18 protein-coding genes are annotated in these 22,936 nt (G+C 71.0%); 5 read left to right on the top strand and 13 right to left on the bottom strand.

Translation table 11 applies throughout. The features are described from left to right. Window positions 1-21 precede the first annotated feature (21 nt). The 4 genes from ACZ7MF_RS05095 to ACZ7MF_RS05080 all read right to left on the bottom strand — a co-directional run bounded on the left by ACZ7MF_RS05095 (window position 22) and on the right by ACZ7MF_RS05080 (window position 8,233). On the bottom strand, window positions 22-1,824 hold the full coding sequence (locus tag ACZ7MF_RS05095) for an ABC transporter substrate-binding protein (RefSeq protein WP_471474581.1): 1,803 nt from the start codon (window positions 1,822-1,824) through the stop codon (window positions 22-24). A 110-nt stretch (window positions 1,825-1,934) separates the two neighbouring features. Further along, the gene (locus tag ACZ7MF_RS05090; protein ID WP_471474579.1) at window positions 1,935-2,966 is read right to left on the bottom strand and encodes an ABC transporter permease; all 1,032 of its coding nucleotides are present in this window, start codon (window positions 2,964-2,966) and stop codon (window positions 1,935-1,937) included. 908 nt (window positions 2,967-3,874) lie between these two features. Next, window positions 3,875-5,791 carry a translational GTPase TypA gene (typA, locus tag ACZ7MF_RS05085; RefSeq protein ID WP_471474578.1) on the bottom strand — a complete coding sequence of 639 codons (1,917 nt, stop codon included), beginning with the start codon at window positions 5,789-5,791 and terminating at the stop codon, window positions 3,875-3,877. Window positions 5,792-5,923: 132 nt separating this feature from the next. Then, window positions 5,924-8,233 carry an ABC transporter family substrate-binding protein gene (locus tag ACZ7MF_RS05080; RefSeq protein ID WP_471474577.1) on the bottom strand — a complete coding sequence of 770 codons (2,310 nt, stop codon included), beginning with the start codon at window positions 8,231-8,233 and terminating at the stop codon, window positions 5,924-5,926. A 322-nt stretch (window positions 8,234-8,555) separates the two neighbouring features. Here ACZ7MF_RS05080 and ACZ7MF_RS05075 point away from each other — a divergent pair, with 322 nt between their 5' ends. The 4 genes from ACZ7MF_RS05075 to ACZ7MF_RS05060 all read left to right on the top strand — a co-directional run bounded on the left by ACZ7MF_RS05075 (window position 8,556) and on the right by ACZ7MF_RS05060 (window position 12,486). Next, on the top strand, window positions 8,556-8,846 hold the full coding sequence (locus ACZ7MF_RS05075) for a hypothetical protein (RefSeq protein WP_162833293.1): 291 nt from the start codon (window positions 8,556-8,558) through the stop codon (window positions 8,844-8,846). Between the two features lie 61 nt (window positions 8,847-8,907). Then, window positions 8,908-9,744 (top strand): hypothetical protein, encoded by an 837-nt coding sequence (locus tag ACZ7MF_RS05070; protein WP_471474575.1) that lies wholly within the window; start codon window positions 8,908-8,910, stop codon window positions 9,742-9,744. 16 nt (window positions 9,745-9,760) lie between these two features. Beyond that, window positions 9,761-11,710: a fumarate reductase/succinate dehydrogenase flavoprotein subunit gene (locus ACZ7MF_RS05065; protein ID WP_471474574.1), complete on the top strand. Its 1,950-nt coding sequence runs from the start codon at window positions 9,761-9,763 to the stop codon at window positions 11,708-11,710. Then, on the top strand, window positions 11,707-12,486 hold the full coding sequence (locus ACZ7MF_RS05060) for a succinate dehydrogenase/fumarate reductase iron-sulfur subunit (RefSeq protein ID WP_356856452.1): 780 nt from the start codon (window positions 11,707-11,709) through the stop codon (window positions 12,484-12,486). Before ACZ7MF_RS05065 ends, ACZ7MF_RS05060 begins: the two co-directional genes overlap by 4 nt. A 12-nt stretch (window positions 12,487-12,498) precedes the next feature. Here the strand turns inward: ACZ7MF_RS05060 and ACZ7MF_RS05055 are convergent, their stop codons facing one another. The 9 genes from ACZ7MF_RS05055 to ACZ7MF_RS05015 all read right to left on the bottom strand — a co-directional run bounded on the left by ACZ7MF_RS05055 (window position 12,499) and on the right by ACZ7MF_RS05015 (window position 21,907). Then, the gene (locus ACZ7MF_RS05055) at window positions 12,499-13,689 is read right to left on the bottom strand and encodes a glycosyl hydrolase family 18 protein (RefSeq protein WP_471474573.1); all 1,191 of its coding nucleotides are present in this window, start codon (window positions 13,687-13,689) and stop codon (window positions 12,499-12,501) included. A 241-nt stretch (window positions 13,690-13,930) separates the two neighbouring features. Further along, complete coding sequence (locus ACZ7MF_RS05050; RefSeq protein WP_471474571.1) at window positions 13,931-16,558, bottom strand: SpoIIE family protein phosphatase; 2,628 nt, start codon at window positions 16,556-16,558, stop codon at window positions 13,931-13,933. A gap of 299 nt (window positions 16,559-16,857) precedes the next feature. Continuing rightward, the gene (locus ACZ7MF_RS05045; protein ID WP_471474570.1) at window positions 16,858-17,307 is read right to left on the bottom strand and encodes an ATP-binding protein; all 450 of its coding nucleotides are present in this window, start codon (window positions 17,305-17,307) and stop codon (window positions 16,858-16,860) included. Between the two features lie 38 nt (window positions 17,308-17,345). Continuing rightward, a complete protein-coding gene (locus tag ACZ7MF_RS05040) occupies window positions 17,346-17,780 on the bottom strand; it encodes a (deoxy)nucleoside triphosphate pyrophosphohydrolase (protein ID WP_471474569.1) in 435 nt (144 codons plus the stop codon). 60 nt (window positions 17,781-17,840) lie between these two features. Further along, a complete protein-coding gene (locus ACZ7MF_RS05035) occupies window positions 17,841-18,032 on the bottom strand; it encodes an SPOR domain-containing protein (RefSeq protein WP_356856442.1) in 192 nt (63 codons plus the stop codon). Between the two features lie 458 nt (window positions 18,033-18,490). Then, window positions 18,491-19,243: a GntR family transcriptional regulator gene (locus ACZ7MF_RS05030; protein WP_003973878.1), complete on the bottom strand. Its 753-nt coding sequence runs from the start codon at window positions 19,241-19,243 to the stop codon at window positions 18,491-18,493. 147 nt (window positions 19,244-19,390) lie between these two features. Further along, entirely contained in the window at window positions 19,391-20,521 is a 1,131-nt protein-coding gene (locus ACZ7MF_RS05025) for a DUF4190 domain-containing protein (protein WP_471474567.1), read from the bottom strand. Between the two features lie 108 nt (window positions 20,522-20,629). Next, on the bottom strand, window positions 20,630-20,971 hold the full coding sequence (locus ACZ7MF_RS05020; RefSeq protein ID WP_471474566.1) for a YrdB family protein: 342 nt from the start codon (window positions 20,969-20,971) through the stop codon (window positions 20,630-20,632). 105 nt (window positions 20,972-21,076) lie between these two features. After that, window positions 21,077-21,907, bottom strand: a complete 831-nt coding sequence (locus ACZ7MF_RS05015; RefSeq protein ID WP_471474564.1) for an oxidoreductase — start codon at window positions 21,905-21,907, stop codon at window positions 21,077-21,079. A 93-nt stretch (window positions 21,908-22,000) separates the two neighbouring features. Here ACZ7MF_RS05015 and ACZ7MF_RS05010 point away from each other — a divergent pair, with 93 nt between their 5' ends. After that, window positions 22,001-22,930, top strand: a complete 930-nt coding sequence (locus ACZ7MF_RS05010; RefSeq protein WP_471474563.1) for a LysR family transcriptional regulator — start codon at window positions 22,001-22,003, stop codon at window positions 22,928-22,930. Window positions 22,931-22,936: the final 6 nt, after the last annotated feature.

The following is a 22,936-nucleotide window of genomic DNA, read 5'->3' as shown; positions in this document are numbered from 1 at the left end:
CCGGATTCCCTACCGTGCGGACTACTTCTTGAGGAAGATCCGGGTCACGTCCACGTAGCTCGAGTCCGAGCTGTAGCGGATGCCGCCGATGTTCGAACCGAAGATCTGGAAGACCTTGGTGTAGTAGATCGGGGCGGCCGGGTTGACCTCCTTGGAGATGTACTCGTTCAGCTCGGCCCACGCCTTGGTGGCCTCGGCCGTGTCCGTGATCTGCTGGATGCGCTGGATCTCCGAGTTGACGTGGTCGTCGTTGATGTGCGAGTAGTTCGACGCGCCGTCCTGGATCTGCTTGCCGTCGTACACCGGCGGGATGACCGTGGAGGCGGACGGCCAGTCCTGGCCCCAGCCGGTCATGTACAGGTCGTAGCCGTTCTTGACCTTGCCGACCTGCTCGTACCAGGTGGCGGAGTCGATCTCCTTCTTCTGGATGTCCAGACCGATCTTCTCCAGGGCGTCGGCGATCAGGACGGCCTGCTGCTGACGGGTCGGCGTGTTGCCGTAGGCGTAGACGAGGCTCTTGCCCTCGAAGCCGCCCTCCTTGATCAGCTTCTTGGCGGCCTCGATGTCGCCGTTCGGCTTCTTGGCACGGTTGAACGGGTCGAACGACTCGTCGTAGCCCGGGGTGGTGGGCGACATCAGCGAGTTGGCGACCTCACCGCCGTAGGCACCGCCGTCGGCCTTGAAGACGGCCTGGGACGGCAGGGCCAGGGTGATCGCGTCACGGAGCTTCTTGTCCTTGACGCGGTCCAGGTTGAAGTTGAGCTGCCACACGTACGGGGCGTAGCCCTGGATCGTGCGGTTCTTCATCGCCTCCTTGTCGCCGACGACCTTCTGCAGCTGCGTCGTGGCGACCTGGCCGGTGAACATCATGGCGTTCTTGGCGCCACCCTGGTCGGCGAGGAGGGTCTTGGTCTGGTCCTCGTCGTCGTGGTTCATCTCGATGTTGAAACCGTCGACGTACTGGTGGCGCACCGAGTCGGACTTGGGGTCCCACTGGGTGTTCTTGACCAGCTTCATGGACTTGCCCGGCTTGAAGTCGGCGATCTTGTACGGACCGACGGCGACGGGCGCGGAGTCGTACTTCTCCTTGGTGTCCGTCTCCTCCGGGACGACGCTGTAACCGGGCATGGTCAGCATCTGCGGGAGGTCGGGCCGCGCGGTCTTGAAGTGGAAGACGATCGTCTTGTCGTCCGGCGTCTCCAGGACGTTGTCGGGCAGGTGCTTGCCCTTGTCCGGACCGGCGTAGGCGTCGCGGTAGGTGGTGCCCTCGCCGGACAGCCACTGCTGCAGGTACGTGGGACCGTCGGTGATGTAGTTCGAGTACAGGCGCTCGACCGTGTTGCGGATGTCCGCCGAGTTGATCGGGTTCCCGTTCGCGTCCTTCAGGTTGTCCTTCAGGGTGTACGTCCAGGTCTTGCCGCCGTCGGACTGCTTGCCCGCGTCGGTGGCGAGGTCGCCCACGACGGTCAGGTTGCCGTTCTCGTCCTCGTCGTACTGGGTCAGACCGCGGAAGATGAGGCGGCCGAGCAGCTTGCCGTCCGAGACGTAGATCTGGCCCGGGTCCAGGTGCGAGAAGTCCGCCTCCTGGTAGACGGTCGCGGTACCGCCGGGCTTGGCGCCGGGGACCTCGGGGGCCGGGCCGGTGGACGCCTGCGCGTCGCCGATCTGGACCGGCTTCGACTGCGACTTGGCGTCTTCCTTCTTCTTGCTGTTGTCCTTGGCGGAGCTGTCGCTGTCGCCACCACCGCAGGCGGTGAGGGTCAGGGCGCCGGCTGCGACCGCGACTATGGCGGCCGTGGCGGTGCGGTTACGGAGAATGCTCATGAGGACGAATCCACCTGCCTGTGAGTAGTGAGCACTGCTGGTACGTGGCCGGAGCCGGGCTGAGCGGCGCCGAACCGGCCGGGCGAGGATGTGGGGGGTCCCCCTTGGCCTCAGCGGTTTCCCTTGGGATCGAAGGCGTCCCGCACCGAGTCACCGAGGAGGTTGAAGGCCACAATGAAGATCACCATGGCCACACCGGGGAAGAGCATGTAGTACGGATCCTGCTCGACGATGTTGGCGCCGATGGAGAACATCCGTCCCCAGTCCGGGGTGGGCTCGACGTACCCCACGCCCACGAAGGACAGGAACGCGATGTTGAGGATGGTGCTCGGCAGCGTGAGCGTCGCCTGTACCAGCGTCGGAGTGACGATGTTGGGCAGCAGTTCCTTGCGGATGATGCGCCAGGGCGAGGCCCCGGAGATGCGCGCCGCCTCGATGAACTCCCGGTCGCGCAGGGACATCGTGGCGCCCCGGACGATCCGGGACATGCTCATCCAGCCCAGGAAGGCCAGCACGATGATGATCGCCGAGGCTCGCACATAGGTCGGCGTCTCCTTGTCCGGAGCGACGAACACCGTGGTGATGACGGGCATCGCGGCGACGAAGAACAGCTGGCTGGGCAGGGCCATGAAGAAGTCGGTGACCCGGCCGAGCCAGTAGTCGATCTTGCCGCCGAAGTAGCCGCCGGCGAGGCCGATCAGGACGCCCAGCACCGTCATGATGATGGTCGCCGCCAGCGCGGTGGCCATCGAGTTGCGCATGCCGTACAGCAGCTGGGTGAACACGTCGCGGCCCAGGCCCGGTTCGATGCCGAACCAGAAGTCGCCGTCGATGCCGCCGAACGGCGCGGCGGGCATGGTGAACATGTCCAGGAGGTCCGGGTTCTCCTGCCCGTACAGCGTGTACGGGTCCTTGCCGTAGACCTTCGAGATCAGCGGCGCCGCGGCCGCGATCACGAAGAAGAACAGGACGACGCAGGCAGAGATCACACCGGCCCGGTCGCGCTTGAAGCGCGCCCACATCAACTGGCCGGGCTTGCGCCCTTCCGGCTCCTTGGGCTTCGGGGCGTCGCCCTGCGGCGCGCTCTCTTTGTCCAAGACGGAAGAGGCTTCAGCACCCTCAATCTCGATTGGACTCGTCATGATTCGTCCATTTCACAGGTAGGAGGTCGTCGGGAGTGCACGCGGCCGACGGCCTTCGCACGGCGTACGTCTTCCGCAGCGCGCGAGGGGAACAACGACGGAGGGGCGACACCGCCCCCGGGAGAACCCTGGCTCGCGGTCGGCGGCTACCGACCGACGGCACACGACGTCAAGGAAGTTCGCGACGCCGGGCCGCTGCCGTATCAACCGTGACGGCACTGAACGCACCCGCGGGGCCTACACCTGCCATCGGGGACGACGCGACCCATATGGCGCTTGTGGCACCTCGCATGGGTTCCTCCTCATGAATCCGCTGGTTCACCGCAAAGAGGAGCACGCGTCACGTTCCAGCCATCGGCCGGTGATGAGATCGCTGTGCACCCTCACGCTCGCGAGCCTGCGCCCCGTCAGCGCGTGACCCGTTTATCCGAGCTCTACGCGCCTAACTATCTGCCATCCTCCGGGGAACGAACCACAGGTTCGAGGTCTCGGTTCGATCACAGATAGGGGCCAGATCTTTCAAAATCCGGACAAAGGGTTTGGTACGAGATCGCTGCGAAACGGACTTGTTACACATCTAACGGTGGTGACCGTCCGTATAACGGACGTCCGCGCGACAGAAATTGATTGCGCGTAACGTGCACGGGGTGCAAGCTGACCCGCAGGTATGTCCCGCGCCCGGCCCGTCCGTCGGCGCCGGCCGCCCGGCTCCCGGACGGGGCTGCCCGCCGGCGCTCCGGGCGGAGTGCTTCCGCGCAGGTTAGTGCGGCTCTGCCCGCCCTGAGCCGCCCCGCCGTGAAATCGAGGGTTTTCCCTACCCCCGCGTCCCGCCCGCGTCGGCATCACGCCAAACGGCACCGGACCCCACGTGAGCCGTGGTGTCCGGTGCCGTCGGTCGTGCGGTGGGGTCAGCCGTGCTTGGCCCGGCTGGCGGCGCGGGCGCGCTCGCGGGCGTCCAGGTTCACCTTGCGGATCCGGACGGCCTCCGGGGTCACCTCGACGCACTCGTCGTCGCGGCAGAACTCCAGGGACTGCTCCAGGGAGAGCTTGCGCGGCGGGACGATCGCCTCGAACGAGTCGGCCGAGGACGACCGCATGTTGGTGAGCTTCTTCTCCTTGGTGATGTTCACGTCCATGTCGTCGGCGCGGGAGTTCTCGCCGACGATCATGCCCTCGTACACCTCGGTGCCGGGGTCCGTGAAGAGCACGCCGCGCTCCTGGAGGTTGGTCATCGCGAACGCGGTGACGGCGCCCGAGCGGTCGGCGACCAGCGAGCCGTTGTTACGGGTCGTGAGGGTGCCGAACCAGGGCTCGTGGCCCTCGTGGATGGAGTGCGCGATGCCGGTGCCGCGGGTCTGGGTGAGGAACTCCGTCCGGAATCCGATCAGGCCGCGGGAGGGGACCACGAACTCCATGCGGACCCAGCCCGAGCCGTGGTTGGACATGTTGTCCATCCGGCCCTTGCGCACGCCCATCAGCTGCGTGACCGCGCCCATGTGCTCCTCGGGCACGTCGATCGTCATCCGCTCGACGGGCTCGTACGTCTTGCCCTCGACGTCCTTGGTGACGACCTGCGGCTTGCCGATGGTCAGCTCGAAGCCCTCCCGGCGCATCTGCTCGACCAGGATGGCCAGCGCCAGCTCGCCGCGGCCCTGCACCTCCCAGGCGTCCGGGCGCTCGGTGTCCAGGACGCGGAGCGAGACGTTGCCGATCAGCTCGCGGTCCAGACGGTCCTTGACCTGGCGGGCGGTGACCTTGCGGTCCTTGACGACGGCCTTGTTGTCGGCGCCCTTGCCGGTGGCGCCGCGGCCGACCAGCGGGGAGGTGTTGGTGCCGATGGTCATGGAGATCGCGGGCTCGTCCACCGTGATCAGCGGCAGCGGGACCGGGTTCTCCACGTCGGCCAGGGTCTCGCCGATCATGATGTCCGGGATGCCGGCGACCGCGCAGATGTCACCGGGGCCGGCCTTCTCGGCGGGCTTGCGGGTGAGCGCCTCGGTCATCATCAGCTCGGAGATCCGCACGTTCTGCACGGACCCGTCGCGCTTCATCCAGGCGACGGTCTGGCCCTTCTTCAGCTCGCCCTGGTGCACGCGCAGCAGCGCGATACGGCCGAGGAAGTTGTCGGCGTCCAGGTTGGTGACGTGGGCCTGGAGCGGGGCGTCCTCGTCGTAGGTCGGCGCCGGGATGTAGTCCAGGATCGTCGAGAAGAACGGCTCCAGGCTGGTGGAGTCGGAGGGGACCGTGCCGTCGTCGGGCTTGGTGAGGGAGGCGATGCCGTCCCGGCCGCAGGCGTAGACGATCGGGAACTCGATCTGCTCCTCGTCGGCGTCCAGGTCGAGGAAGAGGTCGTAGGTCTCGTTGACCACCTCGTCGATGCGGGCGTCCGGACGGTCCGTCTTGTTGATGCACAGGATGATCGGCAGTCGCTGGCTGAGCGCCTTGCGCAGCACGAACCGGGTCTGCGGCAGCGGGCCCTCGGAGGCGTCCACGAGCAGCACCACACCGTCGACCATCGACAGACCGCGCTCGACCTCGCCGCCGAAGTCGGCGTGGCCGGGGGTGTCGATGATGTTGATGGTGATGACGTCGCCGCCATCCTTCGGGTGGTACTTCACCGCCGTGTTCTTGGCGAGGATCGTGATGCCCTTCTCACGCTCCAGGTCGTTCGAGTCCATCATGCGGTCGTCGACGCCTTCGAGCTGGTGCGCGGCGAAGGCACCGGCCTGCTTGAGCATTCCGTCGACGATCGTGGTCTTGCCGTGGTCGACGTGGGCAACGATGGCGACGTTGCGGATGTCGTGACGCGTTGTAGACGCGGTCATGTGAGGCGTACTCCCGGAGCGTGTGAGGACGGCCCTCGCGGACGTCCGTGTCACGCGGGCCTGCCGGGCGGTACATGCCACGGCCTCACCCAATGGTACGGGGCTCCGGAGACTGCGGCTTGCCGGGAGGGTTCAGGACGACGGAGAGGAGGGGGGAGCGGAGGTGGCCGGGGCGGTGGGCCGGGAGCCCTGGGCGCCCTTCTTGAGGAAGCCCATGTCCTCGTAGACCGGTGTCCCGAAACCGAAGGCGCCCGCGTTGGCGAGGTTCTTGCGGGCCGCCAGCAGCTGGGGGCGCTGGTAGAGGGGGACGGAGCCGGCCGCCGCCCAGATCCGCGAGTCGGCCTTGCGCAGCAGCTCCCGGGCCTCCTTCTGGTCCAGGGTGGCCAGGGCCCGGTCGAAGAGCTGGTCGACCTGGTCGGTGCCGACCCGGGTGTAGTTCTGGGCGACGTTCAGGGAACCGTCGGCGGCGGGGACGGGCTTGGCGTAGATGGGGCGGGCGTCGGTGGCGGGGAACGCGGAGGCGGGCCAGGAGTAGAGCGCCAGGTCGTACTCGCCGGCGGCGATGTGGTCCTTGAAGTAGCTCTCGTCCGGCACCTTGGTGATCTTGGTGCCGATGCCGATCTCCTTCAGCATGTCCGTGATCCGGTCGGCCACCGTGCGCAGGGTCCCGGAGCCGGGCCCCGAGGGGAGCACGAAGCGGAGCGTGAGCGCCTTGCCGTCCTTGGCGAGCGGGGCAGCCGCCGCGCCGGCCGGGGCCGCGGTGCCCTTGGGGGCGTAGGCGCCGGGGGCGCCGCCCTGCGCGGTGTTCTTGCCGCTGCTGTGCTTCTCGCCGCTCTCCCGGTCGGCGCCGTCCTTGGCGTCGTCACCGTCGTCGTTCCTGCCGTCGTCGTTCCTGCCGTCGTCGTTCCTGCCGTCGTCGTGCGTGCTGTCCTTGCTCTTGTTGTCCTCGCCGACGATGTACGTGCCGTCGTCGTCGCCCTCGGACTTCTTCTCGTCCTTCTTGTCCTCGTCCTTCTTGTCCTTCTCGGCGCCGGCCGCCTCCTCGCCGTCCTTCTTCTTCACCGGGCCGCCGGGGACCCATCCGGCGTCCGCGAGCAGGGCCCGGGCCTCCTTGGCGTTCTGCTCGCCGAGGGCGCCGCTGCCGTCGGCGTAGGCGGGCTGGCCGGACAGCGCGAGGTGGCTGCCCACGGGGTCGGCGGGCAGGCCGAGCGGCTTGAGCACCGCCTCGGCCAGTTCCTCGCGGTCCAGGGCGCGGGCCACGGCCCTGCGGACGCGTTCGTCGGCGAGAGGGCCCTCGGCGCCGTTGAGGGCGAGCTGGGTGTAGGCGGGCTCCAGGGACTTGCGGAGCTCGAAGCCGCTCAGGGCCTGCTGCCGGCGCCGGGCCTTCGCCTCGGCCTCGCCGCGCTCCTCGCGGGCGAGGACCTCCTCCTCGGCGGCCTCCTCGTCGGAGCCGTTGGCGATGGCCCAGGAGCGCAGCGCCTCGGCGGCGGACCTGCCCTGCGGGCCCGCGGCCGGGGTGCCCCCCGGTCCCATGAGCGGGGTGCCGGTGGCGGGGTCCCGGGGACCGGCGGCCAGGGTGACCTCGTCGGCGGTCTCCGGGTCGATCTCGGCGAGGTCGAGCTTGCCGGCGACCAGTTCGGAGACCCGCTCGTCGCGGGGGACGGCGCGCAGCACGATCTCGTCCAGCTTCGCCGGCTCGCCCCACCAGCGCGGATTGCCGGTGAGGACCACCTGGTCGCCCTTGGTGTCGACCTTCTTGACGGCGAAGGGCCCGGCACTGACCTTGAGGGTCCGCCGCGCGCCGTCGTTGAAGGCGTCCGGGGTACCCGTGACGTCCTTCGGATACAGGGGCGTGAACAGGGCTTTCCAGTCGGCGTAGGGCCGGCTGAAGGTGACCTTGACCTCCAGGTCGTTCGCACCGCGCTCGACCTTCTCGATGCGGTCGTACCCCGCGTTGCGGGCGGTCCAGTAGGCGCTGTCCTTGCCGGACAGGGCGCGCCACTGGGCGGCGAAGTCCGCGGCGCCGATCTCCCGGCCGTCGCTCCAGACGGCCTGCTGGTTCAGCTTGTAGACGACGACCTGCTTGGGCTCGGTGTCGACGACCTCGGCCGACTCCAGGTAGTCGGGGTTGCGCACCGGGCTGCCGGTCTCGTCCATGCGGTACAGGGAGGGCAGCACGGCCTGCGCGACGCGGGTCGTCGTGGCGTCGGCGTCCGACTGGAAGGCGTTCAGCGTGTCCGGTACGGAGTCCACGGCCCAGCGCAGGGTGCCGCCGTCGGAGATCCTGGCACGGGCCGCGGCGGCGACGTCCTGTTCGGCGAGCGGCTTGCCCGCCGGGTCCTCGGAGGTGCAGCCGGCCAGCGCCGGAACCGCGAGGACGCCCGCGGTGAGGAAGGCGACCGAACGCATGACCGCGCGCGGTCCGACGCCTACGTGGGACATCTCTGCTACCTCCGGAAGGCCGCGTTCGCTACGTTGTGCCGCATTTGCCGTATGTGCGGTATTCAAGTTGATCATTTGTATCCGGACGGGGATGCGGCCACTGAAGGGGAAACGGTTCCGCCACGCTCGGAGACACGGCGACGACGGTGCGTAAGGTCACCCGTGCGGCGCAATGGCGCCCGCGGTGCACCGACGCGCCCCGGCCAATCGCTGCACATCCCTTCCCAGCGACTGGTGTGACGCGCGACACTCTCAGGCGCATGAACGTAGCCCCCCAAGGCCGGCGGCCCACTGCCGTGTCCGACGGAAGCGAGGTCACGTCTTGTCCGTGCACGACGATCTGTCATCGGTGCAGCGCAGCCTGGACGAGCTGTCCAGGACGGTGACCCGGCTGGAACAGCAGCTGGGCAGCGGCGACCTGGAAGTCCGCCGGGTCCGTACCGACGCCGACCACCTGCGCGAGAGCGTCGCGCTGCTGCGGGCGGCGGCAGCCGCGCCGGAGGCGCCCAGGCGTCCGGACCTCGTCCCGATCCCCGACACGCCGTACGACGGCTCCCTGTGGACGGACTCGGACGACGAGGGTCTCGGCGCCCGCGACCGCCGCGCCCCCTAGGGCCTGCACCGGGGACTCGAGAAAGGCCCGCAAACCCGACCCGACCGACCGGAGCCGCCCAGTGGCCACTGGTACCGAACCGCCAGCCACCGAAGACCGTCCCCCGGGCGGTGGCGTCCACACCGCGACGCGCGCCGCCATCCGCGCCCCGCACCTGCGCACCGACCGCTGGTGGCTGGCACCGGCCGCCACCGCCGCGGGCCTGCTGGCCTTCGTCGTCTACTCGACCTGGCGGGCTTTCGCGAACGCCGACTACTACGCGGCCCCCTACGTCTCGCCCTTCTACTCCCCCTGTCTGGCGGAGAACTGCGAGCCGATGCGCTCGGGACCCAACTGGGAACTCTTCGGCACCTGGTGGGGCATCTCCCCCGCGATCATCATCCTGATCTTCCCGCTCGGCTTCCGCCTGACCTGCTACTACTACCGCAAGGCCTACTACCGGGGCTTCTGGGCGTCCCCGCCGGCCTGCGCGGTGGCCGAGCCGCACCAGAAGTACACCGGCGAGACCCGCTTCCCGCTGATCCTGCAGAACGTCCACCGGTACTTCTTCTACGCGGCCCTCCTGGTCGCGCTGATCCTCACCTACGACACCGTGCTCGCCTTCCGCGACGAGCACTACGCGTGGGGCCACATGGGCCTCGGCACCCTGGTGCTCCTCGCCAACATCGCGCTGATCTGGGCGTACACCCTGTCCTGCCACTCCTGCCGGCACATCGTCGGCGGCAAGCTCAAGCACTTCTCCCGGCATCCCGTGCGCTACCGGATGTGGCAGTGGGTCGGGAAGCTCAACGCCCGCCACATGCAGCTCGCCTGGGCGTCGCTGGTGAGCGTGGCGCTCGCCGACTTCTACGTGTACCTGGTCGCGTCCGGTGTCTTCGACGATCCGCGCTTCTTCTGATGAGTGAGGCTTTCTGATGTCCGTGGTCGACCGGCAGGAATGGGACGTCGTCGTGGTGGGCGCGGGCGGTGCCGGGCTGCGCGCCGCCGTCGAGGCCCGCGAGCGCGGCGCCCGTACGGCCGTGATCTGCAAGTCGCTGTTCGGCAAGGCGCACACCGTGATGGCGGAGGGCGGGATCGCCGCCTCCATGGGCAACGTCAACTCCGGCGACAACTGGCAGGTCCACTTCCGGGACACCATGCGCGGCGGCAAGTTCCTCAACCAGTGGCGGATGGCCGAGCTGCACGCCCAGGAGGCCCCGCAGCGGGTGTGGGAGCTGGAGACCTGGGGCGCGCTGTTCGACCGGACGAAGGACGGCCGGATCTCGCAGCGCAACTTCGGCGGCCACGAGTACCCGCGGCTCGCCCACGTCGGCGACCGCACGGGCCTGGAGCTGATCCGCACCCTCCAGCAGAAGATCGTCTCGCTCCAGCAGGAGGACTTCCGCGAGACCGGGGACCACGAGTCCCGGCTGAAGGTCTTCCAGGAGTGCACGGTCACCCGCGTGCTCCAGGAGGACCGGAAGGTCTCGGGCGTCTTCGGCTACGAGCGCGAGAGCGGCCGCTTCTTCGTCCTTCAGGCACCCTCGGTGGTGATCGCCACCGGCGGCATCGGCAAGTCGTTCAAGGTGACCTCGAACTCGTGGGAGTACACCGGCGACGGCCACGCCCTGGCGCTGCTGGCCGGGGCACCGCTGCTGAACATGGAGTTCGTGCAGTTCCACCCGACGGGCATGGTCTGGCCGCCGTCGGTGAAGGGCATCCTGGTCACCGAGTCGGTACGCGGCGACGGCGGGGTGCTGCGCAACTCCGAGGGCAAGCGGTTCATGTTCGACTACGTCCCGGACGTCTTCAAGGAGAAGTACGCCGAGTCGGAGGCGGAGGGCGACCGCTGGTACGACGACCCGGACCACAACCGGCGTCCGCCCGAGCTGCTCCCCCGCGACGAGGTCGCCCGCGCGATCAACGCCGAGGTGAAGGAGGGCCGGGGCTCACCGCACGGCGGCGTCTTCCTCGACGTGTCGACCCGGATGTCCGCCGAGGTGATCCGGCGCCGGCTGCCCTCGATGTACCACCAGTTCAAGGAGCTGGCGGACGTCGACATCACGGCGGAGGCGATGGAGGTCGGGCCCACCTGCCACTACGTGATGGGCGGCATCGCCGTCGACTCCGACACCGCCGCCGCCCGCGGGGTGCCCGGGCTGTTCGCGGCCGGTGAGGTGGCCGGCGGCATGCACGGCTCCAACCGGCTGGGCGGCAACTCGCTGTCCGACCTGCTGGTGTTCGGCCGCCGGGCGGGCCGGTACGCGGCCGAGTACGCGGCGGGGCGGACGGACGAAGGCGCCCGCGCCCGGGTCGACGACGCCCAGGTCGACGCGGCCGCCGCGGAGGCCTTGCGGCCGTTCTCCGCCGAGGCGCAGGAGCCCGACGCGGGCCCGCCGGAGAACCCGTACACCCTCCACCAGGAACTCCAGCAGACCATGAACGACCTGGTGGGGATCATCCGCCGGGAGGCGGAGATGAAGCAGGCCCTGGAGAAGCTGGCGGAGCTGCGGGTGCGCGCCCGCCGGGCCGGGGTGGAGGGGCACCGCCAGTTCAACCCGGGCTGGCACCTCGCCCTGGACCTGCGCAACATGCTGCTGGTCAGCGAGTGCGTGGCACGGGCCGCGCTGGAGCGCACCGAGTCGCGCGGCGGGCACACCCGCGAGGACCATCCGTCGATGGACCGGCGCTGGCGCCCGGCCAACCTGATCTGCTCGCTGGCCGACCCGGCGGGCGACCTCGCGGCGACGGACCCGGAGCGCGGCCGGATCGCCCTGGAGCGGCAGACCACCGAGCCCATCCGGCCCGACCTGCTCGCCCTCTTCGACAAGGAGGAGCTGGTGAAGTACCTCGCCGACGAGGAACTGGAGGGCCGGTCCGAATGAGCGGCTACAAGGCCCGCTTCAAGGTGTGGCGCGGTGACGTCGAGGGCGGCGGGCTGGAGGACTTCGAGGTCGAGGTGAACGACGGCGAGGTGGTCCTCGACATCATCCACCGCCTCCAGGCCACCCAGGCCCCCGACCTCGCGGTGCGCTGGAACTGCAAGGCGGGCAAGTGCGGTTCGTGCTCGGCGGAGATCAACGGGCGGCCGCGGCTGCTGTGCATGACCCGCATGTCCGTGTTCACCCGCGAGGAGACGATCACCGTCACGCCGTTGCGCGCCTTCCCGGTGATCCGGGACCTGGTGACGGACGTCGGCTTCAACTACACCAAGGCCCGCGAGGTCCCGGCCTTCGTCCCGCCCGCCGACCTGGGGCCGGGCGAGTACCGGATGATGCAGGAGGACGTGGACCGCTCGCAGGAGTTCCGCAAGTGCATCGAGTGCTTCCTGTGCCAGGACACCTGCCACGTGGTCCGCGACCACGAGGAGAACAAGCCCGCCTTCGCGGGCCCGCGCTTCCTCATGCGCGTCGCCGAGCTGGACATGCACCCGCTGGACGCCGCCGGTGACACCGGCCTGGACCGGTCACGCGCCGCCCAGGACGAGCACGGCCTCGGCTACTGCAACATCACCAAGTGCTGCACGGAGGTCTGCCCGGAGGGCATCAAGATCACGGACAACGCGCTGATCCCGCTGAAGGAACGGGCCGTGGACCGCAAGTATGACCCGCTGGTGTGGCTGGGGTCGAAGATCGGGCGCCGGTCCCGGGACCGGTCCTAGGTCCGACACGGCCTAGCGGACCCAGCCGTCCCGGTATTCCTTCCAGTTCGTGTCCGTCGCCGCGAAGTCGATGTACGGGGCGACGCCGAAGAGCTCGCGGTCGGCGTCCGTCCGGGACAGGCCGAGGCGGACGCCGCGTACGGCGGCGGCGACGGTCTCGGCGTGGCCCCAGTGGTCGAAGTTGCTCTCGTGGTAGAAGGGCAGGCCCATCAGCAGGTGGGTCGTGGGCGGGGTGACCTCGAGGGCGAGGGAGGTCTGCTGGGCCACGTAGCCGCCGTAGGTGCTCTCCAGCGGCTGCGCGGTGTCGTAGGACATCACGGCGATCTGGTCGACGCGGCGGGCGACCTGGCCGAAGAACTCCTGCGACCACCACTTGGGGTGCTGGGTGAAGAGGCCGAAGACAGAGTGCAGGGCGGGCAGCGGGTCGATCTGGTGGGCGGCGACGGAGAGCTGCGCGTCCCGGGCGCGGGTGACGGCGCGTACGTCGTCCAGGAGCGAGAGGTAGTTCCGGTCGTCCGAGTGCAGCGGTTCCAGGTCCAGGTGGACTCCGTCGTAGCCCACGTCCAGGACCTGGCGGGCGGAGTCGACGACGGCGGCGCGGGTGGCGGCCTTCTCCAGGCGCATGCCGTCGGGGCCCTCGGTGGCGAGGACGTCGCCGAGGAAGGCCTGGACGCGGACGCCGGGGAGTTCCCGGTGCACGGCGTCGATCAGCCAGCGGGCCTTGGGGTAGAGGGACTCGGGCAGCGTGCCGTCGTGTTCCATCGGGCCGGTGTGGACGTACAGGTCGCGGATTCCGGTGGTCTTGAGGCTGCGGGCCAGGGCGGTGAGGTCCGCGTCCTTCTTCCGGCCGTCGACCCAGGCGTGGCCGAGCCAGATCGCGTCGCGGTTCCTGGTGTAGGTGCCGTCGGCGGGGTCGCCCATGTAGTTGATGCGGAGGGCAGTCTCGGCGGTGAGGAGGGGGAGGAGCAGGACGAGGAGCACGGCGAGGGTGATGCGGCGGGTGCGGCGGAGCCGCTTCTTCTTTTTTGTGTTCCCACCCGCACCACCCGTGCTGCTTTCGTCGTCGGGTGCGGGTGGCCCCTGTGGGGGCTGATCGCCGTCGGCGGCTGCCGGTCCGGCCGTCGATTCGGCCGTCGATTCGGCCGTCGATTCGACTGTCGGAGCAGCTTTCGGCTCGGTGTTTCTCGGCTCCGTGTCCTCCACGGTGTCCCCTCCCTGTGGCCCGTTTCCGGTCGCGGTGGCCGGATTCCGTGCGTACGCTCCTCGCGTGTTGCCAGCGGGGACGACTCGAACCGGTGTTCCGGTTGCGGTCGGGGGTGCGTGGCGGTGATCTCCGCCGATCTGGTGCCGCCCCTGGTCACGGCCGGGGCAGCCCTGCTGCTGGCCGGGTACGGGCATGTGCGCCGCACCCGGCGGGCCCGGACCCGTACGACACCCGGCCGGGTCAGAACAGGCTCAGCAAGGCCTCCGCGGGGTCCGTGAGCTGGGTGTCGGCGCCCGGCAGGGGCAGTTCGAACCAGACCGTCTTGCCGCGCGGCGTACGGCGTGAGCCCCAGGCCGCGCTGAGCAGGCCGACCAGTTGCAGGCCGCGGCCGCCCTCGTCGGTGTCCCGGGCCCGGCGCCGGCGCGGCTGGACCAGGCCGGAGTCCCAGACCTCGCAGACCAGGGTGCGGTCGAGGAGGAGGCGGAGCCTGATCTCGCCCTCGCCGTACCTGAGCGCGTTGGTGACCAGCTCGCTGACGAGCAGTTCCGTGGTGTCGACCAGCGGCTCCATGTCCCAGGCCAGCAGCTGGGCGCGGGCGTACTCGCGGGCCCGGCCGACGCTGCGCGGCTCGCGCGGCAGGGTCCAGTCGCCGACGCTGTCGCCGGGCAGGCCCTGGACGCGGGCCATCAGCAGCGCGATGTCGTCCTCGCCGTGATGGCTGTCGAGGGTGTTGAGGACCTGGTCGCAGACGTCCTCCAGGGGCTGGGTGGGGTCCGTGAGGGCGCCCACGAAGGCCTGGAGGCCCTCGTCGAGGGGGTGGTCGCGGCTCTCGACCAGACCGTCGGTGTAGAGGGCGAGCAGGGCGCCCTCGGGCAGTTCGACCTCCACCTCCTCGAAGGGCTCCCCGCCGACGCCGAGCGGCAGACCGGGCGGCACGTCCAGCATCAGCGCGGACTCGCCGGGCTCGACCAGGACGGGCGGCAGGTGGCCCGCGTTGGCGAAGGTGCAGCGCCTGGTCACCGAGTCGTAGACGGCGTACACGCAGGTCGCCAGGTAGACCTCGGACAGGTCGGCCTCGCGGGGGCGGCGGGCGGCCCGGGTGGCCTGCTGGACGCCACCGGGAGCGCCGAGGCCGCGCGCGATCTCGTCCAGCTGGGAGAGGACCTCGGCCGGTTCGATGTCGAGCTGGGCCAGGGTGCGTACGGCGGTGCGCAGTTCGCCCATCGCGACGGCGGCGCGCAGACCGCGGCCCATGACGTCGCCGACGACCAGCGCGGTGCGGTGCCCGGGGAGTTCGATCACGTCGAACCAGTCGCCGCCGACCTCGCTGGCCCGGCCGGTGGCCGCCTCGCCGGGCAGGTAGCGGCAGGCGATGTCGAGTCCGGAGGCCTCCGGGTCGCCGGGCGGGAGCAGGGAGCGTTGCAGTATCAGCGCGCGTTCGTGCTCGCGCCGGTAGAGCCGGGCGTTGTCGATGCAGACGGCGGCGCGCGCGGCCAGTTCCACGGCAAGGTCGCGGTCGCGGTCGCCGAACGGTTCGCTGCCCTTGGTGCGGGCGAACTGGACGAGGCCGACGACCGTGTCGTGGGCGACCATCGGCACGGCGAGCGTGGACTGCACGAGCCCCCCGTCCTCGGCGGGGACGCTGCGCGGCCGGGCGGTGCGCAGGGCGTCGGCGCAGGGCGAGTTGAACGGGTAATGGTGGACGGCGCCGAGCTTGACCCGCTCGCCGGTGCCGAGGAAGGGGGCGTCGGAGACGGCGCTGGAGAAGGCGACGCGGCGCAGTTCCGCGCTGCCGTCGGCGAGCCCCGGCGGGGTCTCGTCGCCGACCAGCAGGCCCTGGTAGAGGTCGACGGTGGCCAGGTCGCAGAAGCCGGGGACGACGACGTCGAGGAGTTCGCGGGCGGTGGTCTCCAGGTCGAGGGAGTTGCCGATGCGGGCGCCCGCGTCGTTGAGGAGGGCGAGGTTGCGCCGGGCGTTGGCGGCCTCGCGGGCGGCCTGGCGGCGGGCGGTGATGTCGGTGCCCAGCCAGGCCACACCGATCGGCCGGCCGGAACCGCTGTGCACGCGGTAGAGGTTGACGGACCAGTGGCGGCGCTCCTCCGAGCCCGGCACGAAGCCCGTGACGTGCATGTCCGTGATGGAGTCGCCGGTCTCCAGGACCCGGCGCAGGGTCGCGGAGACCCGGTCGGCCTCGGCGCGCGGCAGGTAGTCGTGGACGCCCTTGCCGCGGTGGTCGTCGGGGGTGCCGCCGAAGATGGAGGCGAACCGCTGATTGGCGCGGCGCACCGTCAGATCGGGGTCGATGAGCAGGAACCCGAACGGAGACTGGCCGAATATGGCCTGCGACGCGGCGAGATCGGTCTCGATGCTGCGCAGGACGCGGACGTCGACGACGATGCAGACGGCGGCCTTCTCCCCGTCCTCCGTGCGCGTCGGCATGACGTACACCTCGGCGAGTCCGCGCCTGTCGTGCCGGCCGCCGGTGTGCCGGCCGCTCGCGTGCCGCGCCGTCCCGTCGGCCTCGTCCGGTGCCCGGAAGGGGACCACTCCGGTCCATTCCCGGCCGTCGAGGATCTCGGTCATCTTGCGCTGGCCGCGCTCCCGCAGGTCGGGGTCGATGAAGGCCTCGATGGGGTCGGTGCCCACGGCGTCCTCGGCCCGGATGCCGAGCAGTTGCTCCGCACGCAGGCTCCACTGGTCGACGAGTCCGTCGGGGCCGATGGAGAAGGAGGCGACCTTGATGTAGTCGTAGATGGAGCCGGGCGGGCTGCTCTGCCACACCGCGTCACCGAGTGGCGCGTCTGCCGACGGGCCCTCGGACTCCGTGGACTCCGTGGGCTCCTTGGCCCTCGCTGGTATCTCGCTCACGCGAACCGTCCCCTCCAGCTCACCGCATCCGGCACCGGTCACCGGAGGCGGCTGCCCGCAGTATCCAGCACTACGGCGCCGCACGACACGGTGTTCACGATCACAGCACGGTCCCGATGGTTTTCGGTCCGGACCGCGACAACACTTCCAGTCTTCTAACCAGCGGACACGGCATCGAATCACGCAGTTCCACAACTGCCACTGGCCTGAACCTGTGGGCGACCCGGACCAGGGACGATACGAGGACATTTCGAGCACCGGCCGTCGCGTTGGCGACGGTGCGTCACGAGGCCGTCGCGCTAGCGCGGCAGGGCGAGTTCGAACCACACGGTCTTTCCCGCCTCCCCGGGACGGGTGCCCCAGCGCCGCGCGGCGGAGGCCACCAACTGCAGACCCCGGCCGTCCTCGTCGTCGGGACGGGCGACGCGCTCGCGGGGCGGGTCCGGCAGCGGGTCGGAGACCTCCACCAGCAGGACCCCGTCGACTCCGGCGGCTCCGGCGGCTCCGGCGGGGCTGCGCACCAGGCGGACGCCGATGGGGCCGGTGGCGTGCCGCAAGGCGTTGGTGACCAGCTCACTGACCAGCAGGGCGGCGATGTCCCCGACGCTGTCGAGCCGCCACTCTCCCAGGGTGCGGCGGACCAGGGAGCGGGCGGTGCGCACGGCGTCCGGCGCCGCGGGAAAGACCCACTCGGCACAGTCGCCCTCACCGTCACTCACGCCGATCACTTCCTCGGCCGACGACCCCACTACTGTCCGGTTTCGTGGGGTTAATGGGCACATACCCTTTATCCGGGCTCGATACCGTTCCTCGCGGTGCCCGCCTCGAGTCCCAGGTGTGCCAGCACCCGCTCGACGGCCGGTACGTCCTGGTCCAGCCAGGGCACGTCCCAGATCTGGCCGGGGGTCAGCCAGCGCAGCTCGTCGTGGTCCTCCAGGGGTGCGGGGGCCGCGGAGCCGGGGCGCAGGCGGGCGGTCCACACCTGGAGGACGAAGGGGGCCCGCAGGGGCCACTGCCCCGGGACGCGCTCACCGGCCTCGGCCGCCACCCCGAGTTCCTCGCGCAGTTCGCGCACGAGCGCCGCCTCGGGCGTCTCGCCCGCCTCGATCTTGCCGCCGGGCAGCTCCCACCGCCCGGCCAGTTCGGCGGGTGCGCTGCGGCGCGCGGCGAGCAGGCGCCCGCCGCCGAGCAGGGCGGCGCCCACCACGATCCGTTCCGTCATGCGCCGGAGCCTACGGCCTGCCCGGCCGGGCCGGTCCGCGGTGGACGGGTCCGCGGTGGGTCAGTCCGCCGCGCCCGCGCCGGGCGCGGCGAGCTTCTCGACCCAGTAGAGCTGCTTGTGTCCGCGACCGTCGAGGGTGTCCGCGATCTGCTGGGCCTCCGCCCGCGTCGCGTACCTGCCCACGCGGTAGCGATTGCCGTTGTCGTCCTGCCGGAAGACCAGCCAGGGAAGAGTGACCGTGCTGTCGTTCATCGCGCCCCTCCACTTCCCGTTCCCGTCGCCCGCGGCACCCGCCGCGCCCCGCCCGCCAAGGAAACCGCAATCCGCATATGCCCGAGCCTACGCCCAACCTTCACGGAGCGAACACGGCTTTGCACAAAGAGGTACGCAACCAGCCAGAACGCAGGGGGCGCACGATGCGGAACGCGCCGTCTCCGCACACCGATGCCTCCGGTCACAGGCATGACGGGACCGGGGGAGGCGACCTGGGGGAACGACCGGATTCCGGCGCCGGGCGAACGGGGCCGCGGGCCCCGGCGGATGCGTGAGCGGGGGAAGGGGACGCGGGAGGCGCACGACAGGCGTGCGCCATCTCACACCGCCATCCCACACCCCGGGCTCGCACCGCCATCTCGCACCGCCGGCTCGCACCGCGGCAGGGCGCGCGAACCCTCCCGGCCACGGCCCTACTTGAGGGGCTGTCTGACGGGCTACCTGACAGGCAGGTGGTACGCCACCCGGTAACGGTCGGCCGGGACGACCACGTCGGCGGTCTCCACGGCGCGCCCCGAGGCGTAGAACGTGCGCTGCACGACCAGCACCACGTGCCCCGGAACGCCGCCCAGGGCGAGCAACTCCTCGGCGAGACCGGGGCGGGCGCCGACCTCCTCGGTGACGTTGTCGACGACGACGTCGATGGCGGCCATCCGCTCGACGACGCCCATGCCGCCCAGAGGCCCCTCCTCGGGCAGCATCACCGGGGTGCGGCCGGTCAGGTCCAGCGGCTCCCAGGAGGTGGAGAGCATGACCGCCTCACCGGCCTCCCGGAAGACGTACCGCGTGCACATCACCCGGTCACCGGGCTTGATCCCGAGCCGCTCGGCCACGGCACCGCTCGCCTCGGCCTGCTCGCTGCGCGACTCCCAGGTGCCGCGCGCGTCCCCGTCGGCCTGCTCCTGGCGGAAGGGTGTGGCCCCGCCGGCCGGCCGGTATCCGGAGCGGGCGACGCGCCGCGGCACGGGCCGCTCGCGCACGTAGGTGCCGGAGCCGGAGCGGCCCTCGACCAGACCCTCGGCCATCAGCACCTTGCGGGCCTCCAGGGCGACGGTGTCCGAGACGCCGTACTCCTCGCGGATCCGCGCCTGGGACGGGAGGCGGGTGTGGGGCGGCAGCAGGCCGTCGGCGATCTTCTTGCGGAGATCACCCGCGACACGCAGATACGCCGGCTGCTCACCGAATGTCACTGGCCGCTCCCATCAGGTTGTACAGACAGCAACAGCGTGGCAACCGTAGGTTGGCCCAGGCAAGCAAAGGCCAAAGAATCACTCGATGTGATGACTTGTGGCGCCCGAGGGCTTTACGCAGGCACTTTCTCCCCGCTATGGCCGCTCTCACACCTCCACGCCGGGGTCGTCTCCCCCGCCGTCGCCGCCCTCGTACTCCGGCGGCGTGGCGGCCAGGCCCAGAGCCTTGCGGGCGGTGACCGTGCTGTCGGCGACGACGAGGTCGTAGCCCTTGCCGTAGTGCTCGTAGTACGCGTCGAGGTCGGCGGCCTTCGCCGCCAGGCCCCACTCCTCCTGCGCCAACCGCAGGTCGTCGGTCAACGCGGCGACCGGGCGCTCGGCGCCGGCGGGCCAGTCGTGCCCGTCCAGCATCGCGACCTCGCCCCTGAGCGCCTCCGAGACCCGCCCGGCCCAGATCCGGTAGCCCGCGAGGTCGTCCTCGACCGCCTCCGCCGCGGGCACCTCGTCCATGGCCCGGTTCAGGTAGCCCTCCGCGAGCAGGTACGTGTGCTGGTCCGGGTCGAGCCGCGCGCCGTCGTTGCGCAGTGAGCCGGTCAGCGTGCCCCGCTCGTCCGTGTTGCCGAACAGGCAGGTGATCTCGCGGTCGCCGGTCCGCCAGCTCGCGGAGGTCGGGGTCAGGTAGTACACGTCGACGTCGGCCGGCAGCGCCCACCGGTCCATCGCGTAGGCGTCCTGGAGGGCGTAGCACCGGTCGTCGGCGGCCCGCGTGATCTCCCCGTCGCCCGGGTAGGAACCGTCCGGCAGGTCGAAGGCGGCGAAGACCTCGCCGTCGTGCTCCCGCGTGCAGGGCACCTCGTCGACGTCGTACGTCACCCCCTGGAGGGAGCCGCTGGGGGTGGTGAAGCACTGGCCCTTCTCCAGGGAGTAGGCGGTTCCCTCGCCGCGCGCGGCGTCCCGGAAGCCGTCCCAGAAGTCGCCGGCGGCGCCCGTGGACAGCGTCAGCACCCACAGGGCCAGCCCCACGGAGGACAGCACGCAGCCGGCCACCGCGAACCCCTTGCCGCGTTGGCCCCGCTTGCGGATCCGGGCCAGCGCGACCAGCCCGAGGACCAGTCCGACCGCCGGCACGAAGCACAGGACGCCGAGGACGAACGCGGCGATGGCGAGCCCGCTCACGGGAGCCTGCCGCGGGTACGGCGCGAGGGGGTGCCCCCACTGCGGAGCGTACGGACCCTGGGGGTACTGCCCTTGGGGCCCCGGCGGTGGCGGTATCGACACGGGTACCGTGCTCCTGTTCGCGAGGGTGGTGCGGCGACGGTGCGGCCTCGCGCATCGTAAGCGCGGTCCGCGCGGGAGGCGGTGCGCGGGTCGCGGGCGCGCCGGGCATCACTGCTTCCACAGCCGTCTGAACGCCGCGTTGACCAGGTAGACGCCGGCGAAGAATGCCGCCCACCAAGGTCTCCCGGCGGCGGCCAGGGCGGCCGCACCCGCGCCGAACCACAGCACCTCCAGGACGACCCGCCCGCCGCCGCGCGCCGGGTGGCGGGCGCGCGGCGATCCGAACAGCGCCCACGCCGTCATCATCACGACCGGCGCGCCCACCCCCAGGGCCACCTCGGCCGGCCACGCGTCGCCGACGGCCACCCCCCAGAGCACGACCGCGGCGTACACCGCGAGTTCCAGCAGGAACATCACCAGCAGGTTGACGGCCTTCAGGGACGAGAGCATGACGGACTCCTGGTTCGGCATGGGCACGGTCGGGCGCGGTCGGGCGCGGTCGGGCGCGGTCGGGTGCGGGAACCAAAGGTGCCGGCAACGACTGTCCGGAGCGCCTCAGTTGTCGAACGCGGTGGCCCTGGTCCGCTTCTCCCAGGCCTCGACCTCCTCGCGGACCTGGTCGAGGTGGCCGAGGACCGCGGTGACGCCGTCGTCGCCCAGCGGCAGATGCAGCGGGGTGTGCTCGGCCGCGAGGGCCGCACGGATGACCGCGGCCGCCTTGGCGGGGTCGCCGGGCTGACTGCCGTCGCCCGCGGCGATCATCCCGCGGGTCTCGCCGACCTTGGCGTAGACGCCGCTGTCCGCGCTGATCCCGGCGTTGCCGGCGCCGAACAGGCCGGTGCGGAAGGAGCCCGGCTCGACGATCAGCACCTTGATGCCGAAGTCCCGGACCTCGTCCGCGAGCCCCTCGGACATGCCCTCCAGGGCGAACTTCGTGCCGCTGTACGCCGAGAAGCCCGCGAAGGACATCTGCCCGCCCATGCTGCTCATCTGCACGATCGCGCCCGAACGCCGCTCCCGCATGGACGGCAGCACCGCGCGCGTCAGCGCGGCCGGGCCGAAGACGTGCACGTCGAACAGCGCGCGCAGTTCGTCCTCGCCGGTCTCCTCGAGGGCGCCGACGTGGGTGCGGCCCGCGTTGTTGACCAGTACGTCCACCCTGCCGTGCCGCGCCAGCACGTCCCGTACGGCGTCCCCGGCGGCGGCCGTGTCGGCGACGTCCAGACGCAGTGCCTCCATCTGGTCCGGGTGCGCGGCCACGAGGTCGTCCAGCGCCTCGGGGCGCCGGGCCGCGCCGACCACGACGTCGCCGTCGGCCAGGGCCGCCTCGGCGATCGCCCGCCCGAAGCCGCTGCTCGCCCCGGTGATCAGCCACACCTTGTTCATCCCGACTCCCTCGGTTCCCTCAGTTTCTTGTTCCGACGCCAACCACCCTCACCCACCGGCCGGTTGCCGGTCCAAGACCCGCGGTGATAACCCATGGGCATGACGACGGACGTACATGTGCGGGAGCTGCGCTACTTCGCGACGGTGGCCGAGGAGCTGCACTTCACGCGGGCGGCCGAGCTTCTGTACGTGTCACAGCCCGCGCTGAGCAAGCAGATCCGGGCCCTGGAACGGCAGCTGGGTACCGAGCTGTTCCACCGCGGTCCGCGGGGCGTGACCCTCACCGATGCGGGCACGGCCCTGCTGCCGCACGCCCGGCGGATGCTGGCCGACTGGACCGAGGGCGCGGCGGCGGTGGAGGCGACCCGTGCGGCCCGGCGCGGCACCCTGGTCGTCGGCATGAGCACCAGCCCCGGCCGCGGCGGTCTGCTCCCGGCGATCCGCTCCCGCTTCACCGCGGCCCACCCGGAGGCGGTCCTGCGGCTGCGGCAGATGAGCTGGGAGGACCCGACCGCGGGCCTGGCCGACGGCACGGCCGACGTCGCGTACGTCTGGCTGCCGCTGCCCGACGCCGACCGCTACGCCTGGACGGTGGTCGCCGAGGAGCCCCGCCTGGTCGCCCTCCCCGACAGCCACCCCCTCGCCGCCCGGGAGGAGATCGACTTCGCCGACCTGGCCGACGAGCCGTTCCTCGCCCTGCCTCCGGAGGCGGGCGTCCTGCGCGACTTCTGGCTGGCGCTGGACGAACGGCGCGCCCTCGACGGCCCCGCCGCCCGCCCGCCGCGCGTCGGCGCCGAGATCTCCGGCACCGAGGAGACGTACGAGGCCCTGGTCGCCGGGCTCGGCATCTGCCTGGTGGCCACGGGCAACGCCCCGCTGATCACCCTGGGCGGCGTCACCACTCGCCCGGTCCGCGGCCTGTCCCCCAGCCGCTACGCCCTGGCCCGGCGCCGCGAGGACGAGGGGCGGGCACTGGTGCGCGGGTACGTGGAGGCCTGCCGCCGGGTGACGGACCGGGCGTGACACCCC

The organism is Streptomyces sp. NPDC111628 (genome assembly GCF_055635195.1).
Note: the sequence above shows the minus strand (reverse complement) of the source record. Positions and strands in the feature narration are given on the sequence as shown.